General features: G+C 38.8%; 23 protein-coding genes. 16 read left to right on the plus strand and 7 right to left on the minus strand.

The features are described 5' to 3' along the window. Positions 1 to 44 precede the first annotated feature (44 nt). A complete protein-coding gene (locus tag ABRT01_RS08185) occupies positions 45 to 782 on the minus strand; it encodes a DUF3231 family protein (protein WP_367746785.1) in 738 nt (245 codons plus the stop codon). A gap of 453 nt (positions 783 to 1,235) precedes the next feature. After that, positions 1,236 to 1,544 (minus strand): hypothetical protein, encoded by a 309-nt coding sequence (locus ABRT01_RS08190; RefSeq protein WP_269409184.1) that lies wholly within the window; start codon positions 1,542 to 1,544, stop codon positions 1,236 to 1,238. Positions 1,545 to 2,012: 468 nt separating this feature from the next. Here ABRT01_RS08190 and ABRT01_RS08195 point away from each other — a divergent pair, with 468 nt between their 5' ends. Beyond that, positions 2,013 to 2,348 carry a hypothetical protein gene (locus ABRT01_RS08195; protein ID WP_269409183.1) on the plus strand — a complete coding sequence of 112 codons (336 nt, stop codon included), beginning with the start codon at positions 2,013 to 2,015 and terminating at the stop codon, positions 2,346 to 2,348. A 98-nt stretch (positions 2,349 to 2,446) separates the two neighbouring features. Next, a complete protein-coding gene (locus tag ABRT01_RS08200; protein WP_269409182.1) occupies positions 2,447 to 2,584 on the plus strand; it encodes a hypothetical protein in 138 nt (45 codons plus the stop codon). A gap of 49 nt (positions 2,585 to 2,633) precedes the next feature. On the opposite strand, the gene lexA is transcribed toward ABRT01_RS08200, so the two are convergent. Continuing rightward, positions 2,634 to 3,257, minus strand: a complete 624-nt coding sequence (gene lexA / locus ABRT01_RS08205; protein ID WP_269409181.1) for a transcriptional repressor LexA — start codon at positions 3,255 to 3,257, stop codon at positions 2,634 to 2,636. Between the two features lie 294 nt (positions 3,258 to 3,551). On the opposite strand from lexA, the gene ABRT01_RS08210 reads away from it, so the two are divergent. The 7 genes from ABRT01_RS08210 to ABRT01_RS08240 all read left to right on the plus strand — a co-directional run bounded on the left by ABRT01_RS08210 (position 3,552) and on the right by ABRT01_RS08240 (position 9,285). Then, positions 3,552 to 4,190 carry a YneB family resolvase-like protein gene (locus ABRT01_RS08210; RefSeq protein WP_269409180.1) on the plus strand — a complete coding sequence of 213 codons (639 nt, stop codon included), beginning with the start codon at positions 3,552 to 3,554 and terminating at the stop codon, positions 4,188 to 4,190. Between the two features lie 88 nt (positions 4,191 to 4,278). Further along, a complete protein-coding gene (locus tag ABRT01_RS08215) occupies positions 4,279 to 4,512 on the plus strand; it encodes a DUF896 domain-containing protein (RefSeq protein ID WP_269409179.1) in 234 nt (77 codons plus the stop codon). Between the two features lie 176 nt (positions 4,513 to 4,688). Next, positions 4,689 to 6,692, plus strand: coding sequence for a transketolase (gene tkt, locus ABRT01_RS08220; protein ID WP_269409178.1), 2,004 nt, complete (start codon positions 4,689 to 4,691; stop codon positions 6,690 to 6,692). Between the two features lie 166 nt (positions 6,693 to 6,858). Next, positions 6,859 to 7,317, plus strand: coding sequence for a sporulation inhibitor of replication protein SirA (sirA, locus tag ABRT01_RS08225; protein ID WP_269409177.1), 459 nt, complete (start codon positions 6,859 to 6,861; stop codon positions 7,315 to 7,317). 44 nt (positions 7,318 to 7,361) lie between these two features. Further along, positions 7,362 to 7,586 carry a YneF family protein gene (locus ABRT01_RS08230; RefSeq protein ID WP_269409176.1) on the plus strand — a complete coding sequence of 75 codons (225 nt, stop codon included), beginning with the start codon at positions 7,362 to 7,364 and terminating at the stop codon, positions 7,584 to 7,586. Between the two features lie 367 nt (positions 7,587 to 7,953). Then, positions 7,954 to 8,658 carry a cytochrome c biogenesis CcdA family protein gene (locus ABRT01_RS08235; RefSeq protein ID WP_269409175.1) on the plus strand — a complete coding sequence of 235 codons (705 nt, stop codon included), beginning with the start codon at positions 7,954 to 7,956 and terminating at the stop codon, positions 8,656 to 8,658. Between the two features lie 150 nt (positions 8,659 to 8,808). Beyond that, the gene (locus ABRT01_RS08240; protein WP_269409174.1) at positions 8,809 to 9,285 is read left to right on the plus strand and encodes a CcdC family protein; all 477 of its coding nucleotides are present in this window, start codon (positions 8,809 to 8,811) and stop codon (positions 9,283 to 9,285) included. A gap of 101 nt (positions 9,286 to 9,386) precedes the next feature. On the opposite strand, the gene ABRT01_RS08245 is transcribed toward ABRT01_RS08240, so the two are convergent. Continuing rightward, complete coding sequence (locus tag ABRT01_RS08245) at positions 9,387 to 9,869, minus strand: DUF2621 domain-containing protein (RefSeq protein ID WP_269409173.1); 483 nt, start codon at positions 9,867 to 9,869, stop codon at positions 9,387 to 9,389. A 247-nt stretch (positions 9,870 to 10,116) separates the two neighbouring features. Here ABRT01_RS08245 and ABRT01_RS08250 point away from each other — a divergent pair, with 247 nt between their 5' ends. From ABRT01_RS08250 to ABRT01_RS08280, 7 genes are all read left to right on the plus strand, one after another. Then, positions 10,117 to 11,235 (plus strand): ATP-binding protein, encoded by a 1,119-nt coding sequence (locus ABRT01_RS08250; protein ID WP_367746786.1) that lies wholly within the window; start codon positions 10,117 to 10,119, stop codon positions 11,233 to 11,235. A gap of 243 nt (positions 11,236 to 11,478) precedes the next feature. Then, positions 11,479 to 14,214 (plus strand): aconitate hydratase AcnA, encoded by a 2,736-nt coding sequence (gene acnA / locus ABRT01_RS08255; RefSeq protein WP_269409170.1) that lies wholly within the window; start codon positions 11,479 to 11,481, stop codon positions 14,212 to 14,214. A 177-nt stretch (positions 14,215 to 14,391) separates the two neighbouring features. Continuing rightward, positions 14,392 to 14,997 (plus strand): redoxin domain-containing protein, encoded by a 606-nt coding sequence (locus ABRT01_RS08260; protein WP_269409169.1) that lies wholly within the window; start codon positions 14,392 to 14,394, stop codon positions 14,995 to 14,997. Between the two features lie 18 nt (positions 14,998 to 15,015). Beyond that, the gene (locus tag ABRT01_RS08265; RefSeq protein ID WP_269409168.1) at positions 15,016 to 15,216 is read left to right on the plus strand and encodes an FbpB family small basic protein; all 201 of its coding nucleotides are present in this window, start codon (positions 15,016 to 15,018) and stop codon (positions 15,214 to 15,216) included. Between the two features lie 117 nt (positions 15,217 to 15,333). Further along, positions 15,334 to 15,564 carry a small acid-soluble spore protein Tlp gene (tlp, locus tag ABRT01_RS08270; protein ID WP_367746787.1) on the plus strand — a complete coding sequence of 77 codons (231 nt, stop codon included), beginning with the start codon at positions 15,334 to 15,336 and terminating at the stop codon, positions 15,562 to 15,564. A 174-nt stretch (positions 15,565 to 15,738) separates the two neighbouring features. Further along, a complete protein-coding gene (locus ABRT01_RS08275; protein ID WP_269409166.1) occupies positions 15,739 to 16,164 on the plus strand; it encodes an acyl-CoA thioesterase in 426 nt (141 codons plus the stop codon). Beyond that, positions 16,164 to 16,463 carry a hypothetical protein gene (locus ABRT01_RS08280; RefSeq protein ID WP_269409165.1) on the plus strand — a complete coding sequence of 100 codons (300 nt, stop codon included), beginning with the start codon at positions 16,164 to 16,166 and terminating at the stop codon, positions 16,461 to 16,463. Before ABRT01_RS08275 ends, ABRT01_RS08280 begins: the two co-directional genes overlap by 1 nt. Before the next feature lie 59 nt (positions 16,464 to 16,522). On the opposite strand, the gene ABRT01_RS08285 is transcribed toward ABRT01_RS08280, so the two are convergent. The 3 genes from ABRT01_RS08285 to plsY form a co-directional block, all read right to left on the minus strand. After that, positions 16,523 to 16,807, minus strand: a complete 285-nt coding sequence (locus tag ABRT01_RS08285) for a HesB/YadR/YfhF family protein (protein ID WP_269409164.1) — start codon at positions 16,805 to 16,807, stop codon at positions 16,523 to 16,525. 20 nt (positions 16,808 to 16,827) lie between these two features. Next, positions 16,828 to 17,061: a membrane protein insertion efficiency factor YidD gene (yidD, locus tag ABRT01_RS08290; protein WP_269409163.1), complete on the minus strand. Its 234-nt coding sequence runs from the start codon at positions 17,059 to 17,061 to the stop codon at positions 16,828 to 16,830. Positions 17,062 to 17,234: 173 nt separating this feature from the next. Continuing rightward, positions 17,235 to 17,819, minus strand: coding sequence for a glycerol-3-phosphate 1-O-acyltransferase PlsY (plsY, locus tag ABRT01_RS08295; RefSeq protein ID WP_269412544.1), 585 nt, complete (start codon positions 17,817 to 17,819; stop codon positions 17,235 to 17,237). Positions 17,820 to 17,826 lie beyond the last annotated feature (7 nt).

Here is a 17,826-nt window from a genome sequence, read left to right on the forward strand (position 1 = left end):
GAATTTCCAAAAGTACTTTACCAGATAAAGGTTAGATGTCATTTTTACTCTGCGAAAGTTGAGTTATTTTGTAGAAAGATATCTCCATTTTCTTTTAAAATTTCTTTTGAAAGTTCCATGCCTTTTGTAAAATACTTTTGCACTTCCTTATCATTGGCACATTGAGCAAAACCTTGCAATAATTGCATTCCTGTAATATTGGATTCAATTGATCGATACAATACGCCGAATTCAACAGTATTTAATGGTCGCTTATAACCCAAAATGTTGGTGCCCTTCATGTATTGTTTATCAGTTATGAAATCAACTGACTTTGGCATGGCGACATAATTCGGACGCGGCAGTATCGACTTTTTAAGAAGATATTGTGTAAACAAATTATAATATGTCTCTGTTATTACGGTAACTTGATTATAAAAATTAATAATGTCTTCCCTATACGATATTGTTAAATGAAGTGCATACAACCCCGTACTAATTTCCTTTAGAACCCGGCTGAACATAATATCAAAGCCATTTTCCCATAACTTTGGTGCTTCTAGATTGACATCCTCTTTGGTGAAGCCTTCCGGACATGCTGCCCCTTCATTTTCAAACATGGCTTTCATTTCGGCAACCTTTGGATGAAGTTGTTCCCACAATCCTGACATTAGGTTTTTGGCTTCTTCATCATCGGCTTTCTCAATGAAATACTCCAACATTCGCAAAATCAGTGTCTTTTTTTGGTATGTCAACCATAGTGAACCCAGTTCAGCGGAACTCATTTTGGGTTGATTAGTCAATATATAAACCTCCAAAATACGTATTTTAAACGTATTTTCTCCCTCACATCGACATTTATGCACCAACGACAATAGGTTAAAGGAAAATTAAATATTATAAGCTACAAAAAGGGACGACTGATCTTGCCCCGAATCAGCCATCCCATCTAGGGGTTCCAATTGCAGTATATGTATCAGCGAGTATGTTTAATTCGAAATTATTGCTACGATGCATTGTTTGTTATTGTGCCCCAAAACATGCCTCATTCATGCCTCGAAGTTTTCGGAATCAAATGTTCTACTTTGATAAGATAGATGAACCGCCCCCCCTTAAATACAGGGTTAAAAAAGTCTAATACTGTAGATTCTGCACGATTGTTCATCCATGGGAGCGGAAACAGTATTTGTCCGACTATTAATGAAATGCGAAAATGACCGTTATATTTAACGGTCATTTTCGTGTATCCTGAAAAATTATTCGGTTATACGAGAGTCAATCTTACTAACAGATTTTTTTCTATTTTTAAATGTCACCCATGAAGTTTTTAATGAAGCATAGGTGCCCACGGCTGCCGCGCTATAAAAGCCACCCATAAAAAAGCCGGCCCATAAGTCATGTCTGTGACTATAAAAAATAGAAATGGAAAACCCGAGGATCGATGCAATCGTCGGGAAATACTGCCGAGGTATCGGAAATATTTTAAATAGCTGTGTGATAATAACGATCAGTGGCACAGCAATAACGCCATCCCAAAAATTTGTATGTATCACCGGAAATCCCATATTGTTGTCTCCTAACATGAATGATATGATCTTTTGCAGTTTGAGTTAAGTTTTTGTTTATTTGAAGAAAATATGTAATTAAAAGAGGATGTTCAAAAAGTCCGGTAAAAATGACATGCCCCTGCAAAAAGGGTATGCCGACGCCTGAGCGCAAGCCCGTTTTTAGTCGGCCTTCCTTTGAAGAAGCTCGTTGGCTTGCTTTTCCGCTCCTCATGTACCTTTTATGTACACTCCGGTGCTCGAAGCTACGCCGCCTAGAACTTCTCGGTCATTTTTATCCTCCTTTTTGAACATGCACTAAAATAATGATTAGTGGAAATAAAGAACGTCAAAAAATAGATTGTCTCATATATCATACATCCATTCATTACAAGCAGGGGATTCTGCAAACGTTCCAAAACGATGAATTACATGGTAGAATAAACATATCCGTTTTTTAAAACCGGTTGCTGGAATGGGGGATGCAAGGTGAGGCAAAAAATAGCTACAATAGCATTCATGTTGTTGATGTTTTTTGCAATAGGTCAATCGATGTACATGACATCACAAATAGATGTAAGCTCAATTGATGAGCCGGCAATTGGTGCAGCAACTACCGTATCAGATATCAACGCCGCTCATATAACGGAAACTCCTACACTCCCGGTTGTGCACGAATATAAAACGGATTTAATTTCTCATCCTTACAAAACGATTGTATATTATCCTGCACCTATCATCCGTTCATTCCATTTTCTCCCCCATGATATGGAATCGTATGGGTTTTTGGACGTAAAGAAGTATCAATCAAATTACCTCTCCTGATACGAAATCAAATCTTAACTTGGTGCTTTTAGCTTTCTGCCAGGATTAAGTTTTTATTGTTTATTCATGATATGTATCAAGTATGGAGGGTAATAATTATGAAAAAGAACAAACCATATTGGAAAGAATCGCTCGAATGTTATTTGTTTGTTACAATAACCATGATCCTGTTTGTTGCAGGTATTGTTGTAAGTGGTCAATTAACAGGAACGGATTGGATTGGTTTGTTAAAATAGTATTGTAGTAAGACCCCTTGATACATTGATAACGTATCAAGGGGTCTTTTTAATGAATGTTCCGATACAATCCAATTACTTTACCCAAAAGCGTTACATTTTGATAGATTAACGGTTCCATTGTTGCATTTTCCGGTTGCAGGCGGATATGGTCTTTTTCCTTGAAAAATCGTTTAACTGTTGCTTCATCCTCATCAGTCATGGCTACCACAATGTCACCGTTTTGGGCAGTGTTTTGTTGTTTGACGATGACTTTATCCCCATCCAATATACCGGCTTCAATCATACTTTCCCCTTCGATGACCAGCACATATAAACTCTCATCCGGTCCTGCGCTTGAACTTGGCAGTGGAATGAACTCTTCAATATTTTCGACTGCAGTAATCGGGATACCAGCTGTAACTTTACCAATAACCGGAGCATATCGCGCTTCATCTTTTGGAATATTGTTTTCTTCAAATGGATCTAAAATTTCAATGGCCCTTGGTTTGGTAGGGTCACGTCGAATATAACCTTTACTTTCAATTCTTGCCAAATGGCCGTGAACTGTTGAACTCGATGCAAGCCCAACAGCACCTGCTATTTCGCGGACAGATGGCGGATACCCTTTCTTGTTAACCTCATCTTTAATGAAATCCAGGATCATCTGTTGTCTTTTGGACAGCTTGGTCATGGAACTAACTCCTCTCGCATAGGATTTATTAATACTAGTTTATCATTGTAGTATAAATTTATCAAACATTCGTTCGAAAAAATGTTGACAAGATCGTATGTTCTGATATAAACTAATTATTAACTACAGCGAACAATAGTTCTTATTTGTTGAGAAGGAGCGGATTGATATGTTTGAAAAACTTACCAAGACCGATGTATTCTATTTAGTGACTTTTGCTTTCACATTAGGGTTTTTATATTTTTCCCTAATTATGAGTGCATAGGTTATAATAAAGGATGAAGGTGTTTTTAAGTGAGGGCGATTCTATACTGCCGGATTAGTACGAATAAGGAGACACAGGAAACATCATTAAACAGGCAAAAACAAGAGCTTTTACAACTTGCAAAAGCTTATGATTTTTCGGTTGTTCAAGTCATTGCAGAACAGGCAAGTGGATATGCAATTGATCGGGACGGTATATTTCAATTGCTTGACCTCTTTTCAGCCGACAAGGCAGATTGTTTACTCATTCAAGATGAAACGAGGTTGGGGAGAGGCAATACGAAAATCGCTTTATTTCACCAGTTAAGCAAACTCAACATTTCTATTTATACGGCGATTCATGGGGGACAGCTGGAACTGTCGGAATCAGATTCCATGGTTCTAAAGATTGTTGGTATTGTCGAGGAATACCAGCGCCAGATCCACAATAGCAAAATTAAACGTGGCATGAGAAAGGCAATCAGTGAAGGGTATGATCCGAGTAAAAATCTGACCAATCGAAATCAGGCACCAGGACGGGAACGAAAAACTTTTCCAATTGAAGAAGTAATACGGTTACGGCAAAAGAAGCTAACTTTTGAAGAAATCGCTCATACATTAAACGGGATGGGATATTCCGTCTCCAAAGCAACGGTACATAGAAGGTATAAGGAGCATCTCAACACTTGAAAGTACTTGCCAGGAAGGGTATGATGGGAAACCAAGGACATGTAGGTTTGTCCTTGGTTCTTACATGCTTTGGAGGAGGATCTCTTTTATGATATCAAAAGAAAAGCTGAATCGAATTAATGAATTGGCTCATAAAGCGAAAACAGCAGGATTAACTGATAAAGAGCAAAAAGAACGTCAAGCGCTAAGACAGGAATATTTGCAAAACGTCCGTAAATCGTTTAAAAACCAGTTAAAATCAATGACAGTTGTGGATCCTGCAGGTAATGACGTGACTCCGCAAAAATTACGTGATATGCAAGAGCGAGAAAAGAAGCACTAATTAACATGATAAAACGTGTTCAAAAAAGGACAAAGAGGATCGGGCACTTAGTCTGGGTCCTTTAATGCAAAGGTCACTTGGACTTTTTGAACATCCCCTTATACTTGTGAGAATATGAACTTCATTATAGAATAGGAAGAGATACAATTATTTGTAGAAACGGAAGGAGAGCACGCATGTCAAAAAATGTAGAACAATTATCCATTAATACAATACGTACATTAGCAATTGATGCCATTGAGAATGCTAATTCCGGCCATCCTGGTTTGCCAATGGGTGCAGCACCGATGGCATATACATTATGGACTGATTTTATGAATCATAACCCGAAACATTCAAAATGGTTTAACCGCGATCGTTTTGTTCTTTCAGCAGGACATGGTTCAATGCTGTTATATGGTTTATTACATTTATCCGGCTATGATGTATCCATCGATGATTTAAAAGGTTTTCGTCAGTGGGGCTCCAAAACACCGGGACATCCGGAAGTCCATCATACAGACGGTGTAGAAGCAACAACAGGCCCATTAGGACAAGGAATTGCCATGTCGGTTGGTATGGCAATGGCTGAAGCACATCTGGCAGCCACTTATAATAAAGATGATTTTGATATAATCGATCATTATACTTACGCATTAGTCAGTGATGGCGATCTGATGGAAGGCATTTCACATGAAGCAGCATCTTTAGCCGGACATCTTCGTTTAGGTAAATTAATTGCTCTATATGATTCGAATGATATTTCCCTGGACGGTGAACTAAACCGCTCCTTTTCCGATAATACCCAAGAGCGTTTTAAAGCGTATGGCTGGCATGTGATGACGGTAGAGGATGGTAATGATGTGAATGCGTTGCGGCAGGCAATTACCGAGGCGAAGGAAATTACCGATCAGCCAACGTTAATTGAGGTTAAAACTGTTATCGGGTATGGAGCACCGAATAAATCAAATTCCGCAGCTTCTCACGGCGCTCCACTCGGTTCCGATGAAGCAAAATTAACGAAAGAATTTTATCAGTGGGAGCATGACGCATTCCACGTTCCAGAAGAAGTGTACGCCGACTTTAATGAAAAAATCGTTAAAAAAGGTGAAAAAACAGAACAAGCTTGGAATGACCTATTTGCTAAATATAAAGAAGTATATCCTGAATTGGCTGATCAACTTGAGAAAGCGATGAAAGGTGAGTTGCCTGCAAATTGGGATAAAGATCTTCCAGTATATGAACCGGGAAAAGATAAATTGGCTACAAGGGCTTCTTCTGGAGAGGTGTTAAACGCGATTGCCAAATCCGTACCATATTTCTTTGGCGGAAGTGCTGATTTAGCCGGTTCCAATAAGACAACGATAAAAGAAGAAGCGGATTTTTCGCGTAATGATTATGCGGGACGCAATATTTGGTTTGGTGTTCGGGAACACGCAATGGCAGCAGCTTTGAACGGAATGGCATTACATGGCGGATTGAAAGTATTTGCCGGCACATTCTTTGTGTTTAGTGACTATTTACGTCCAGCTGTTCGTCTGGCATCGATTATGCATATGCCGGTAACATATGTATTCACTCATGATTCGATTGCAGTTGGGGAAGATGGTCCGACGCATGAACCGATCGAACAATTGGCTGCGATGCGAGCTATGCCAGGACTTTCTTTAATCCGGCCGGCAGATGGTAATGAAACACAAGCTGCATGGCGTCTGGCACTCGAATCACATGATCAGCCAACGGCTCTTGTGCTGACAAGACAGGGATTGCCAACCCTGGAAGGTACAAAAGAACGTGCGTATGAAGGTGTTAAGAAAGGTGCATATGTGATCAGTAAAGCAACCAAGGATACACCAGATGCGCTACTGCTTGCAACCGGTTCAGAAGTGCAATTGGCTGTCGAAGCAAAGGAGACGTTACAAGCAAAAGGCATTGACGTAAGTGTTGTCAGCATGCCTTCATGGGATCGTTTCGAACAACAAGATGATGCATATAAGAACGAAGTCATTCCAAAAGATGTAAAAGCTCGTATTGGCATCGAAATGGCCTCCGCATTTGGCTGGGATCGTTATGTCGGTGATCATGGAACAGTACTTGGCATTGACCGTTTTGGTGCCTCCGCAAAAGGGGAAACAGTCATTGAAGAATATGGGTTTACAGTTAACCGTGTTGTTGAGGAAGTCGAAAAACTAGTAAAATAAATAGCGAAAGTAAAAACAGGTAACCTGCTTTTGTGCCGGGGTACCTGTTTTTTTAATCTTTCCTCTACTTTTATGCCGCTCGACAAAACTAGTATTATTTTGCTTCACGGATTGACATTATTTTCATAGAGCGTGCGTATAATAGAATAAAAGAGGAGGGATTTCATTGGGACATTATTCGATCTATTGGATCAAGAAAGAATTTGCCTATCGATATTTCCATAACAGTGGCATATTATATCGTTTTTTTAAGGAGTATAAGAATCATGCAGAAGATGCGGATCTTCACAAACAATACCATTTTATAACCAATGCTTTTTCCACCGCCTCATTGGTAACCCACTTAAAACGTAACTTGCAACCACAGCAAACACTTATCGACCATGGTACGTATGTGGAAATAAGCGGTGAATCGTCACATATTGTTTTACATATGTACGAAAAACAGATAAACTTTCGGTGTGACACTTTACACGATGCGGAAGATTTATTGTTCCCGGCGCTTCGAACATTTTATCCGTTCTTGTTTACCATTCGCAACGACTGGGGTAATTATGGATGGGTAGACCCTGTTCCTACAGAAAGCGCGCATTTGCATGGACAAGTATTGTATTCTTCCTCTTGATTTACTATACTGTATGGGAGACAACTTGAAGGAGGAAAGCTTGCATGAGCACAATTTGGGTCGTGTTAATTGCTATTGTTGCTCTAATTGCTGGTGTCGCTCTTGGATTTTTTATCGCCAGAAAATATTTGATGAATTATTTGAAGAAGAACCCGCCAATTAATGAGCAAATGCTTCGAACACTAATGATGCAAATGGGTCAGAAACCATCACAGAAGAAAATCAATCAAATGATGCGTGCAATGAATAATCAGCAGGAGAAAAAATAACGTTTCCTTAAAAAGATAAAACGTTTTGTAATTGCATTTATTGCCGGAATTCATATTTGATTTTTTCTTAGCCATTATACAAATATATGGTTATTCTTGGAAGCCACTTTTTCTGTTCGGTGAAAGACAGAAGGAAGTGGCTTTTGATATCAGTTGGAGAATAATTGATCCGGAAAATGTTATTCTTGAATTAAAAACGAATCCAAATAACAAAAAATCATTGCAGATAAAATGATGATCATATAATAAAATAACCTACTTCAAAACATGAGCCCGAAAAGTTTTGGTTAATTGTCAAATTCAAATGCTTTGCCACAGGTCAGAATCTGGTAAAATGAAGAAGTAAAAGGTTGCTGGGAGGATTATTATGTCTGATATAAACATTTTTATTGCATTCGGTGCCGGATTTTTATCCTTTATTTCACCCTGTGTACTTCCACTTTATCCAGCCTTTTTATCCTATATAACAGGTATGAGTGTATCGGATTTAAAGGATGATAGTAAAAAATTTAATACGAAAAGTGTTTTACATACCATTTTCTTCTTGCTGGGTTTTTCCTGTGTCTTTATTACGTTAGGGTTTGCAACTTCCGCCATATCCGAATTCCTAATCACTTATAAAGATGTCATTCGTCAAATTGGTGCGATTCTGATTGTCTTTTTCGGCCTGGTGATTGTTGGTATACTCCGATTTGATTTCTTGATGAAGGACAGGAGGATTACGTTTAAAAATCGCCCAGCTGGTTATATTGGTTCTTTTCTGATAGGACTTGCTTTTTCATTGGGATGGCAACCATGCATGGGTCCGATTTTAGGAATTGTCATTACTTTGGCAGCCCAGAACCCGGATATTGGTATGATAATGATGATCGGTTATATCTTAGGTTTTTCACTTCCATTTCTGATTTTATCTTTCTTTATTGGTAAATTGAACTGGATCAAACGTAATAGTCCCATTCTGGTAAAAATTGGTGGGTATATTATGATTTTTATGGGAATAGCTTTGTTTTTTGACCTAATGACTAAATTAACGTCATTCTTAGCCGGCTGGTTCGGTTTTACTGGTTTTTAAAATGGATTTTTCCATTAAACTGTATTATTATATAACTATATCTATTCATATGTAAACTTAGATCTGCACAAGGTTCAAACTGCAGACGGAAAAGGTTATAATTGCTGTTCATATTGGATAAATTCGTAACCTAAGAAAGAGTTGATTTACATGTTTTGGGTTATAGCAAGTACGCTTGTTGCCTGTTTTATGGCTATTACCATGATATTTGTTCGCTTGAAGGCTTCAAAAAAGCCGGCGTCAGTGAAAAAAATTATTTTACCACCGATTTTTATGAGCACGGGTGCCTGTATGTTTTTTATTCCGGAATTTCGGGTTCCATGGGTACAAGTGTTGGAAGCATTAATAGTTGGGATGATATTTTCGATATTTCTAATTAAAACATCGAAATTTGAAATTAAAGAGGATGACATTTACCTGATCCCGTCCAGATCATTCGTTTTTATTTTATTTGGTCTGCTAGCGGTACGTATGGTGATTAAATTGATTATCGGCAGTACGATTTCGTTGGGAGAAACGAGCGGAATGTTCTTTTTGCTTGCGTTCGGTATGATTGTTTCCTGGCGGCTGGCCATGCTTTATAAATATAAAAAATTGGAACAACACCTGAAATATCAAGAAGTATAAAAACACGCCCGCACATTTACGGTCGTGTTTTTATTTTGTCAAAAAAATATGAATATAAAATTGCAGCCATATTAACCTGGTTCGGTATACCGCTATCTTAACTATGATTTCTTTTTGGCATAACGATCACGAACCCCATCCCGATATTCTTTGGGGGACAGTTCAAACAAGGGCTCGTATGGTGTCACATCAATATTTTTTTTGCGCAATGTTTTTCGCAAAAACTTATGATCTCGTTTTGGTGTAGCAATGATATAGCCCTCTATCAGTACATCGCGGGTTATTTTGCTTTGCTGTTTTTCCAATGCAACCTCACCAATTTTACTGGCAATCTTCTGCCTTGCCACATCACGGAACAATTCCGGTACAGGTGAAACCAATTCTTCCAGTAATTTTTTCTCATCAGCTCCCCACATATGCCGGGTTAATTCCATATAATATTCTTCCCAATCAAGTATCGAATTTCCATCCTCTTTTGGCAGCCGTTTTAAAAATTTCCGGAACATAAAAAATCCGCCAATTGCCATTAAAGTAATCAGCAATATTCCCCATAAAATAATAAAATAATCCATAAATATTGACATATTATCACCTTCATTTAATGTCTGTACTATTATGTAAACAATTGCAATGATTTATTTTTTTTGATTTTTATAGTAAGATACAAATACTTGGTGCTTTCATTTTTAATTTTTGTTGTTTGGTGCATTACAGCTACTATTATTATAATAGCAGTTTTCATGACAAACAAGTGTCATAATTGCTAGAGACAAAACATATGAGTAATGATAAAGGGGAGATATGTTGGAATTTGCAAAAGGGGGTAAAGTTATGAAACAAGAAACAAAAAATAGTGAAGCAAGTATGGAAACAACGGGATGTACAGAAAACAACCATAATGATCTCGTGTTTCCGGATATAGCCAGTCTGCCTAAATCGATGGTTGATTGGATTGACTGTCATCAAAGCGATTTGATCACCGTTTGGGATAACAGTGGAAAAGTATGTTTTGTATCGAAGTCTGTTGAACAATTACTGGGGTATAAGACAGCAGAATTTCAAGGAACTTTTTGGTATGAGCAAATTTCACCAAAGGATTCCGAATATATCAAAAACCATTTCAGCGATTTGTCCGGGAATGAAAAACCGTTTAATATTCATGTCAAAGCTAAGGATGGGAAATATATCTGGACCGAATGCAAGGTGGGCAGGGTGAAAAATGATGATGGGAAGATATATTATATATCCACGTTGAGGGATATTTCGGACAAAAAAGAAATGGAAGAAATGATGATTCGTTCGGAACAGATGTCCATTGCCGGACAATTGGCTGCCGGGGTTGCCCATGAAATTCGCAATCCGCTCACCTCGTTAAAGGGATTTATCCAGTTGTTGCAGGCGGGAGTTAACCGAAAAGATGAATATTATAAAATTATGGTCGATGAAATTGAAAAAATGGAGACCATTACTTCGGAACTTTTGTTTATCTCCAAACCATTGACCGATAAAAAGCAAAAGGAATCCGTAGCAAAGATGTTACAAGATGTGATTGAATTACTAAAACCGCAAGCAAAATTGAAAAAGATTACGTTTGAGTGGGATCCGCTGCAAGATGTCTTTATTCATTGTGACCGATCGCAAATGAAACAGGTATTCATTAATCTTATTAAAAATGCTATTGAAGCAATGGATGAGGGCGGAACGATTCAATTATTTACATATCAAACGGAGACCAACGTAGTGATTGATGTTGTTGACCAAGGCCCAGGTGTACCAGAGGAAATCATACATAAGCTGGGCGAACCTTTTTTCACCACCAAACAGAATGGCACCGGATTAGGATTAATGATCACCAAGCAGATTTTGGACCAACATCAAGCTTGCTTGAAAATTGTAAGAAATGCCGATAAGGGAAGTACGTTCAGCGCTGTTCTACCAAGGATAGAATAATAAGTTTGGTCTGCCACTTATTATTACACCGGCTGATAGAATGATGAACACACACCATTTGGTTACCGATTTTGGTCCGTTTGATAAGTATTTGTTATCATTTTACATAAATTTTTACTATATGATGTAAAGTCGCTATTAGTTGCTTTTTTTGATACAAATCATTTACTATATAATAGATGTGTATGGACTATTAATCTACTTTGGGGAATGGTCAGAACAGAAGAAAGGGGTTAAGCTTACATGACCAAACAAAATGCATTCGATGCGAAGAAGCAATTCGAATTAAATGGAAAAACGTATAACTACTATCATTTAAAAGCACTGGAAAATGCCGGATTGGGAGATGTTACACGGTTACCGTTTTCCGTCCGCGTGTTATTGGAATCACTTATCCGCCAGCATGATGGACGTGTCATTAAAGATGAACATGTCAAAGGTTTGGCAAAATGGGGAACAAAAGATGGGGAAGGGGTAGACGTACCGTTTAAACCTTCACGCGTTATTTTACAGGACTTCACTGGTGTTCCCGCTGTTGTCGATCTAGCATCATTACGTAAAGCAATGGTCGATATGGGTGGTGAACCGAATAAGATTAATCCGGAGGTACCGGTTGATTTGGTTATTGACCACTCGGTACAAGTTGATCAATACGGAACACCCAATGCATTAAAGGCGAATATGGAACTTGAATTTGAGCGTAATGCTGAACGTTATCATTTCTTAAACTGGGCACAAAAAGCGTTTGAAAATTACCGGGCTGTTCCACCAGCAACCGGAATTGTCCACCAGGTCAATCTGGAATATATCGCAAGCGTTGTACATGGTTTGGAAAATGAAGACGGCACATATGATGCATTCCCGGATACATTAGTAGGCACGGATTCCCATACTACAATGATTAACGGTTTAGGTGTACTTGGCTGGGGTGTAGGTGGTATTGAAGCAGAGGCAGGTATGCTTGGCCAGCCATCTTATTTCCCTGCACCAGAGGTAATTGGGGTTAAGTTTACCGGCAGTTTCCCACAAGGAACAACTGCAACCGACTTGGCATTGAAAGTAACGCAAACATTGCGTGAGAAAAATGTTGTCGGCAAGTTTGTTGAATACTTTGGACCGGGACTAAAGGATATGCCACTTGCTGACCGGGCAACCATTTCCAACATGGCTCCGGAATATGGTGCTACATGTGGTTTCTTCCCTGTAGACGAGGAATCATTAAGCTATTTACGGTTAACTGGACGCAGTGAAGAACATATTGCCCTTGTTGAAAAGTATTGCAAAGAAAATAATTTATGGTATTCTCCTGATCAGGCGGATCCGGAATATACTGAACTTGTGGAAATTAATCTGTCTGAACTGGAACCAAACCTGTCTGGTCCTAAACGTCCACAGGATTTGATTCCATTATCAAACATGAAGAAGGAATTTAACAAAGCAGTTACAGCTCCTGCAGGTAACCAGGGACTTGGACTGGATAAATCTGAATTCGATAAAGAAGTTACTATTGACCATCCAAATGGTAAATCTTCTGTTATGAGAACAGGTGCCATTGCTATCGCAGCGATTACATCATGTACGAATACATCCAACCCATATGTTATGCTTGGTGCCGGTTTGGTTGCCAAAAAGGCAGTTGAAAAAGGCTTGCGTGTTCCAGAGTATGTCAAAACTTCCCTGGCACCAGGATCTAAAGTTGTAACACGTTATCTGGACGATTCTGGTTTACAGCAATACCTCGATCAAATTGGGTTTAACCTGGTCGGCTACGGCTGCACAACGTGTATCGGTAACTCCGGTCCATTACGTGAGGAAATTGAAGCAGCTATTTCCAAAAACGATTTAACTGTTGCCTCCGTATTATCAGGTAACCGTAACTTTGAAGGAAGGATTCACCCATTAGTAAAAGCTAACTATTTGGCTTCACCACCATTAGTTGTTGCTTATGCACTGGCTGGAACAGTTGACATTGATCTGACAACTGAGGCACTTGGTACAGATCAGGATGGTAAACCCGTCTATATGAAAGATATCTGGCCAACAATGGAAGAAATCAAAGAGCAAGTAGAAAGTGTTGTGACACCGGAAATCTTCCGTAAAGAATATGAAAATGTCTTCAATTCTAATGAAAAATGGAACGAAATCGAAACAACGGATGAACCATTATTTGAATGGGATGAAAACTCAACATATATTCAAAATCCGCCGTTCTTTGAAGGTTTATCAAAAGATGCAGGTTCGGTTCAACCATTGAGCAATTTGCGGGCGATCGGCAAATTTGGTGATTCCGTAACAACTGACCACATCTCACCTGCTGGAGCAATTGCTAAAGATATGCCTGCTGGTCAATATCTGCAAAGCAAAGGGGTTTCACCAAGGAATTTTAACTCATATGGTTCAAGACGTGGTAACCATGAGGTAATGATGCGTGGTACATTTGCCAATATCCGGATTCGCAATCTGCTTGCACCTGGAACAGAAGGCGGCTATACAACTTACTGGCCTACCGAAGAAGTGATGCCGATCTATGATGCTGCCATGAAGTATGAGCAAGACGGTACCGGTTTGCTTGTTATGGGCGGCAAAGATTATGGCATGGGCTCTTCTCGTGACTGGGCTGCCAAAGGAACGATCCTGCTCGGAATTAAAACCGTCATTGCTGAAAGCTTTGAACGTATCCATCGCTCCAACCTGGTGATGATGGGCGTCTTGCCATTACAATTTGAAAAAGGTCAAAATGCCGATAAATTAGGGTTGACTGGTAAAGAAACATTTACTGTTGACATTGACGAGACGGTTCAGCCACATGACCTTGTAACAGTTACTGCTGTTGATGAAAATGGCAAGAAGACTGAATTCCAAGCCATTGCTCGTTTCGATAGTGAAGTTGAAATTGATTATTATCGTCATGGTGGTATTTTACAAATGGTACTGCGCGATAAGTTGGCAAGTGATAGTGAGGAATTCGCCAAAAAATAATACAATGCATTAACGCAAAATTTCTCGATTAAAAGCTTGGTTCATATAAAATAAGCCCCTGCATATGATGATGAATGTGCAGGGGCTTTTAATATAGTCTGTTCACTTTACAAGTGTTAAGATTGTCTGCATACTTACAAATGAGAGGTTAACGATTGATTAAGGAGAGACAACCTGATGAAACAAATACTTGGAATAGCTGTGATTGCATTGCTTGCGGGGATACTGATTTTCAACTTTACACAAAGGGATAATGATCAGTCCAAGGAAGATAAGAACGAAAAGACAGTAACTGTAAATGATGACATGGAAACGGAAGATGGAGCTGCAATTGTATCCCCGGATAGCACAAGCAACCTTGAACCAGGTAGTATGGCTCCAGATATTGAATTGGAAACACTTGAGGGGCAGGCAATAAAGTTATCGGATTTAAAGGGAAAAAAAGTATTCTTAAATTTTTGGGCAACCTGGTGTCCACCATGTAAAGAGGAAATGCCAGATTTGCAAAAGTTTTATGATGAACATAAAGATGATGTGGAAATTGTTGCTGTTAATCTAACCGGTACGGAAAATAAAGAATCGGATGTCCCGAAATTCATTGATAAATATGATTATACTTTTCCGATCTATCTCGATAAAGATTTGTCCGCAAGTAATACTTATACGACCATCGGAATACCAACAACCTATTTTATTGGTACAGATGGAAAAATCCAACAGCCAGCAAAAAGCGGCCCAATGACATATGATTTTATGAATGACATGCTCCAATCGCTTAAATGATAATAATTTTCTAAAGAAATGGTAATACTGCTAATAAAACAGGGGAACGTCCCTAACAAAAAGGAGTGGATTACTATTTCTTTAAAGAAAAAACTTTCATTCGATGAGTTAGTTATTGAGAATCGCAGACAAATCATGCAGGATCAGTTACTCATGGAAAAAATTGAGCAAAACCTGGAATCCAAGCGTGAAAAGTTTTTAAAGAAAGTAAAAAAATAAGCAACAATTTCAGAAGCTCTTGACTTTTGGGTTCAACAAAAGGAAGAGCTTTTTGTATACTTCCATTATTAACTGCAAACGATAATGGAGAAATATCACATGGAAAGGAGTTTGAACATGGCGGACAATCATTCAAACAAACCAAAGCCAGATGACCGTAGTGATAATGCAGCAAAGTTAAGAGATGCGATCGATAACACTATGGAAAATATGGAAGAAGCAAATGAATCCATGGAATTCTCATCTGCTGAACAAAAACAACAGATAAAAGCAAAAAATGAACGTCGCGAAGAAGCTGTTAAAGGCATGCGTGCCGAAATAGCTGATGAAGAAAAGTATGAACAATAATGATGTTCAAAAAACCTGGAATGCCTTATAATTCCAGGTTTTTTGCTGGTGTACGTTCATCGCTCAAGTGTAAAACCTCTATCACAGAAAAGACCACAATGCATCTCGCATTCATTAGTAGATAACCTATGATAAAATATAATGTAGTGCTCGTAATGAAGGAGGATTTTGGCATTGAACAAGGTACGTACACCAATCGAGGTAAGATATGCGGAAACAGATCAAATGGGCGTTGTCTATCATGCCAATTATTTAACCTGGTTTGAAATTGGCAGGACGAAATTTGTTGAAAGCATTGGGTTGAACTACGAAGAAATGGAAGCACAAGGTATTTTAGCTCCCGTAACCAATGCAGAAATTTCCTATAAAAAGCCAATTCGATATGGTGAGGATGCATACGTTGAAACTTGGCTTGCAAAATATGATGGGTTGCGAACGGTTTATGCCTATGAAATTTTGGACGGAGAAGATAATGTTGCTGTAAGTGGGACAACGGAACACGTTATTGTCAAAAAGGACAGTTTCCGCCCGTTATCATTACGCAGGAAGTTTCCGGACTGGCATGAGACATACTCCAAACAAATAGATGGAGATTCCTGATGGCTTTCGGTATCAAACGAAAAGAGCTAATGGACTGGAAAAACAGAGTTTCGCGCGGAGAGATTGCTTTTTTGACACATTATTGGCAGGACCCACGGTTTCCAGGCTGTTATACCGTCACAAAAGTTGGCTGCAGCAACAGGGAAAAGTTGGCTGCTTGGGGACAGAAATACGGTTTACAGGCAGCATGGATCGATCGGGAAGAAGATTTTCCACATTTTGATTTGTTTGGAGAAAAACAGAAATATATCTTGCAACAAGAACAACAGTGGGACCAACTAAAACAATTTAATTTATAACCTAATCTATAAAAGTGGAAGCGCCTGGTAATGGAACTTCCACTTTTGATGGATGTGATTTATTTATATACAAATTTCGGTTCCTGTTGATGCTCATCCCACGTTACATGCAAATCCTTGCCGGAAAAATACCAGGCATCATCCGTTTCAATAAAAAACGTTATGTCATTGACAATAGCGCTGGCACATGTTTCTTTAGGCGAATCTATTCGTATTCCTAGTGAGAAACCAGGAATATGTCCTCCGGAACCGTATCGAATATAAAAGCGGAAATATGCAGGTTCATCAAGATCAAATTCTTGCTTATACCATTTCGCCACATCTTCAGTTACATATAAGTTCAAAATCGATGCACTCCCCAAAGTTACTTCTGATTGTTTTCTTTCTTTTCCGGAACCAAATCAACACCACCAGGGTGCAACGGATGACATCTACTGATTCGCTTGATCGTTAAATAGCCACCCTTGATTGCACCAAAACGTTTGACTGCCTCTAGACCATACTCAGAACATGTTGGGTAAAACCGGCAAGATGGTGGTCTAAATGGGCTAATTGCTTTCCGATAAAATTTGATCAATCCGATAAGAATATATTTCATAACATTTCCTTCTTCGTCTTTACCATAGAGAAAAACTATGTTAGTAAATATTAAAACAGAAGATATTTTTATAAAGATTTGCAGCCACCAGCCGTACTTAACTTACAATTAAAGTATACGGGACACCTTGGTAATATTCAATTGATTGATTTATGCGACTGATAAATTTACCATCACATCCATTTAATTTTCGGTTCGGTTTTATTCTTAATCCGTTTAATATTTTCTTTGTGACGATAACAGACGAAAATGGTTAATATGGCTACTGCAATAATCAGAAAGATATCTTCCTTAAGCAGGATTGCGAAGATGAATGCAACAATACCGGTAACCATGGATGAAAGTGAGACATATTTAGAAAGATAGAGTGTCAACAAAAATGTTAAAACCATAATAACAAAAATGATAGGACTGACACCCAGAATAATCCCGCCGGACGTGGCCACAGCTTTTCCCCCTTTAAATTTGGCAAACAGGGGATACGTATGACCGATAACAGCAAACAACCCAATCGCCAGACGGTGAACATCCGCATCAAAAAACAACGGAATCAAGGTTGCCAGTGTTCCTTTTAAGATATCGGCTACAACAACAATTGTTCCTGCCTTTATCCCTAAAACACGAAAGGTGTTCGTTGCCCCAAGGTTACCACTGCCATGCCCGCGGACATCTATGCCGTAGCCTACTTTTCCGACTATCACGCCAAATGGTATAGATCCCAGCAAGTATGCAATGATACCGAATATAACATAATCCATCATGATT

Origin of the sequence: Lentibacillus sp. L22, from assembly GCF_040812445.1 — a bacterium.
In the GTDB taxonomy this organism is placed as follows: Bacteria; Bacillota; Bacilli; order Bacillales; family Amphibacillaceae; genus Lentibacillus_C; species Lentibacillus_C daqui.

Bases quoted from the DNA above. Each gene is read 5' to 3' on its own strand.
- ABRT01_RS08190 (WP_269409184.1), bottom strand. From the start codon at position 1,544: ATGGGATTTCCGGTGATACATACAAATTTTTGGGATGGCGTTATTGCT.
- ABRT01_RS08200 (WP_269409182.1), top strand. From the start codon at position 2,447: ATGAAAAAGAACAAACCATATTGGAAAGAATCGCTCGAATGTTATTTG.
- lexA (WP_269409181.1), bottom strand. From the start codon at position 3,257: ATGACCAAGCTGTCCAAAAGACAACAGATGATCCTGGATTTCATTAAA.
- ABRT01_RS08215 (WP_269409179.1), top strand. From the start codon at position 4,279: ATGATATCAAAAGAAAAGCTGAATCGAATTAATGAATTGGCTCATAAA.
- tkt (WP_269409178.1), top strand. From the start codon at position 4,689: ATGTCAAAAAATGTAGAACAATTATCCATTAATACAATACGTACATTA.
- ABRT01_RS08230 (WP_269409176.1), top strand. From the start codon at position 7,362: ATGAGCACAATTTGGGTCGTGTTAATTGCTATTGTTGCTCTAATTGCT.
- ABRT01_RS08235 (WP_269409175.1), top strand. From the start codon at position 7,954: ATGTCTGATATAAACATTTTTATTGCATTCGGTGCCGGATTTTTATCC.
- ABRT01_RS08240 (WP_269409174.1), top strand. From the start codon at position 8,809: ATGTTTTGGGTTATAGCAAGTACGCTTGTTGCCTGTTTTATGGCTATT.
- ABRT01_RS08245 (WP_269409173.1), bottom strand. From the start codon at position 9,869: ATGTCAATATTTATGGATTATTTTATTATTTTATGGGGAATATTGCTG.
- ABRT01_RS08250 (WP_367746786.1), top strand. From the start codon at position 10,117: ATGAAACAAGAAACAAAAAATAGTGAAGCAAGTATGGAAACAACGGGA.
- acnA (WP_269409170.1), top strand. From the start codon at position 11,479: ATGACCAAACAAAATGCATTCGATGCGAAGAAGCAATTCGAATTAAAT.
- ABRT01_RS08260 (WP_269409169.1), top strand. From the start codon at position 14,392: ATGAAACAAATACTTGGAATAGCTGTGATTGCATTGCTTGCGGGGATA.
- ABRT01_RS08265 (WP_269409168.1), top strand. From the start codon at position 15,016: ATGGTAATACTGCTAATAAAACAGGGGAACGTCCCTAACAAAAAGGAG.
- tlp (WP_367746787.1), top strand. From the start codon at position 15,334: ATGGCGGACAATCATTCAAACAAACCAAAGCCAGATGACCGTAGTGAT.
- ABRT01_RS08280 (WP_269409165.1), top strand. From the start codon at position 16,164: ATGGCTTTCGGTATCAAACGAAAAGAGCTAATGGACTGGAAAAACAGA.
- yidD (WP_269409163.1), bottom strand. From the start codon at position 17,061: ATGAAATATATTCTTATCGGATTGATCAAATTTTATCGGAAAGCAATT.
- plsY (WP_269412544.1), bottom strand. From the start codon at position 17,819: ATGGATTATGTTATATTCGGTATCATTGCATACTTGCTGGGATCTATA.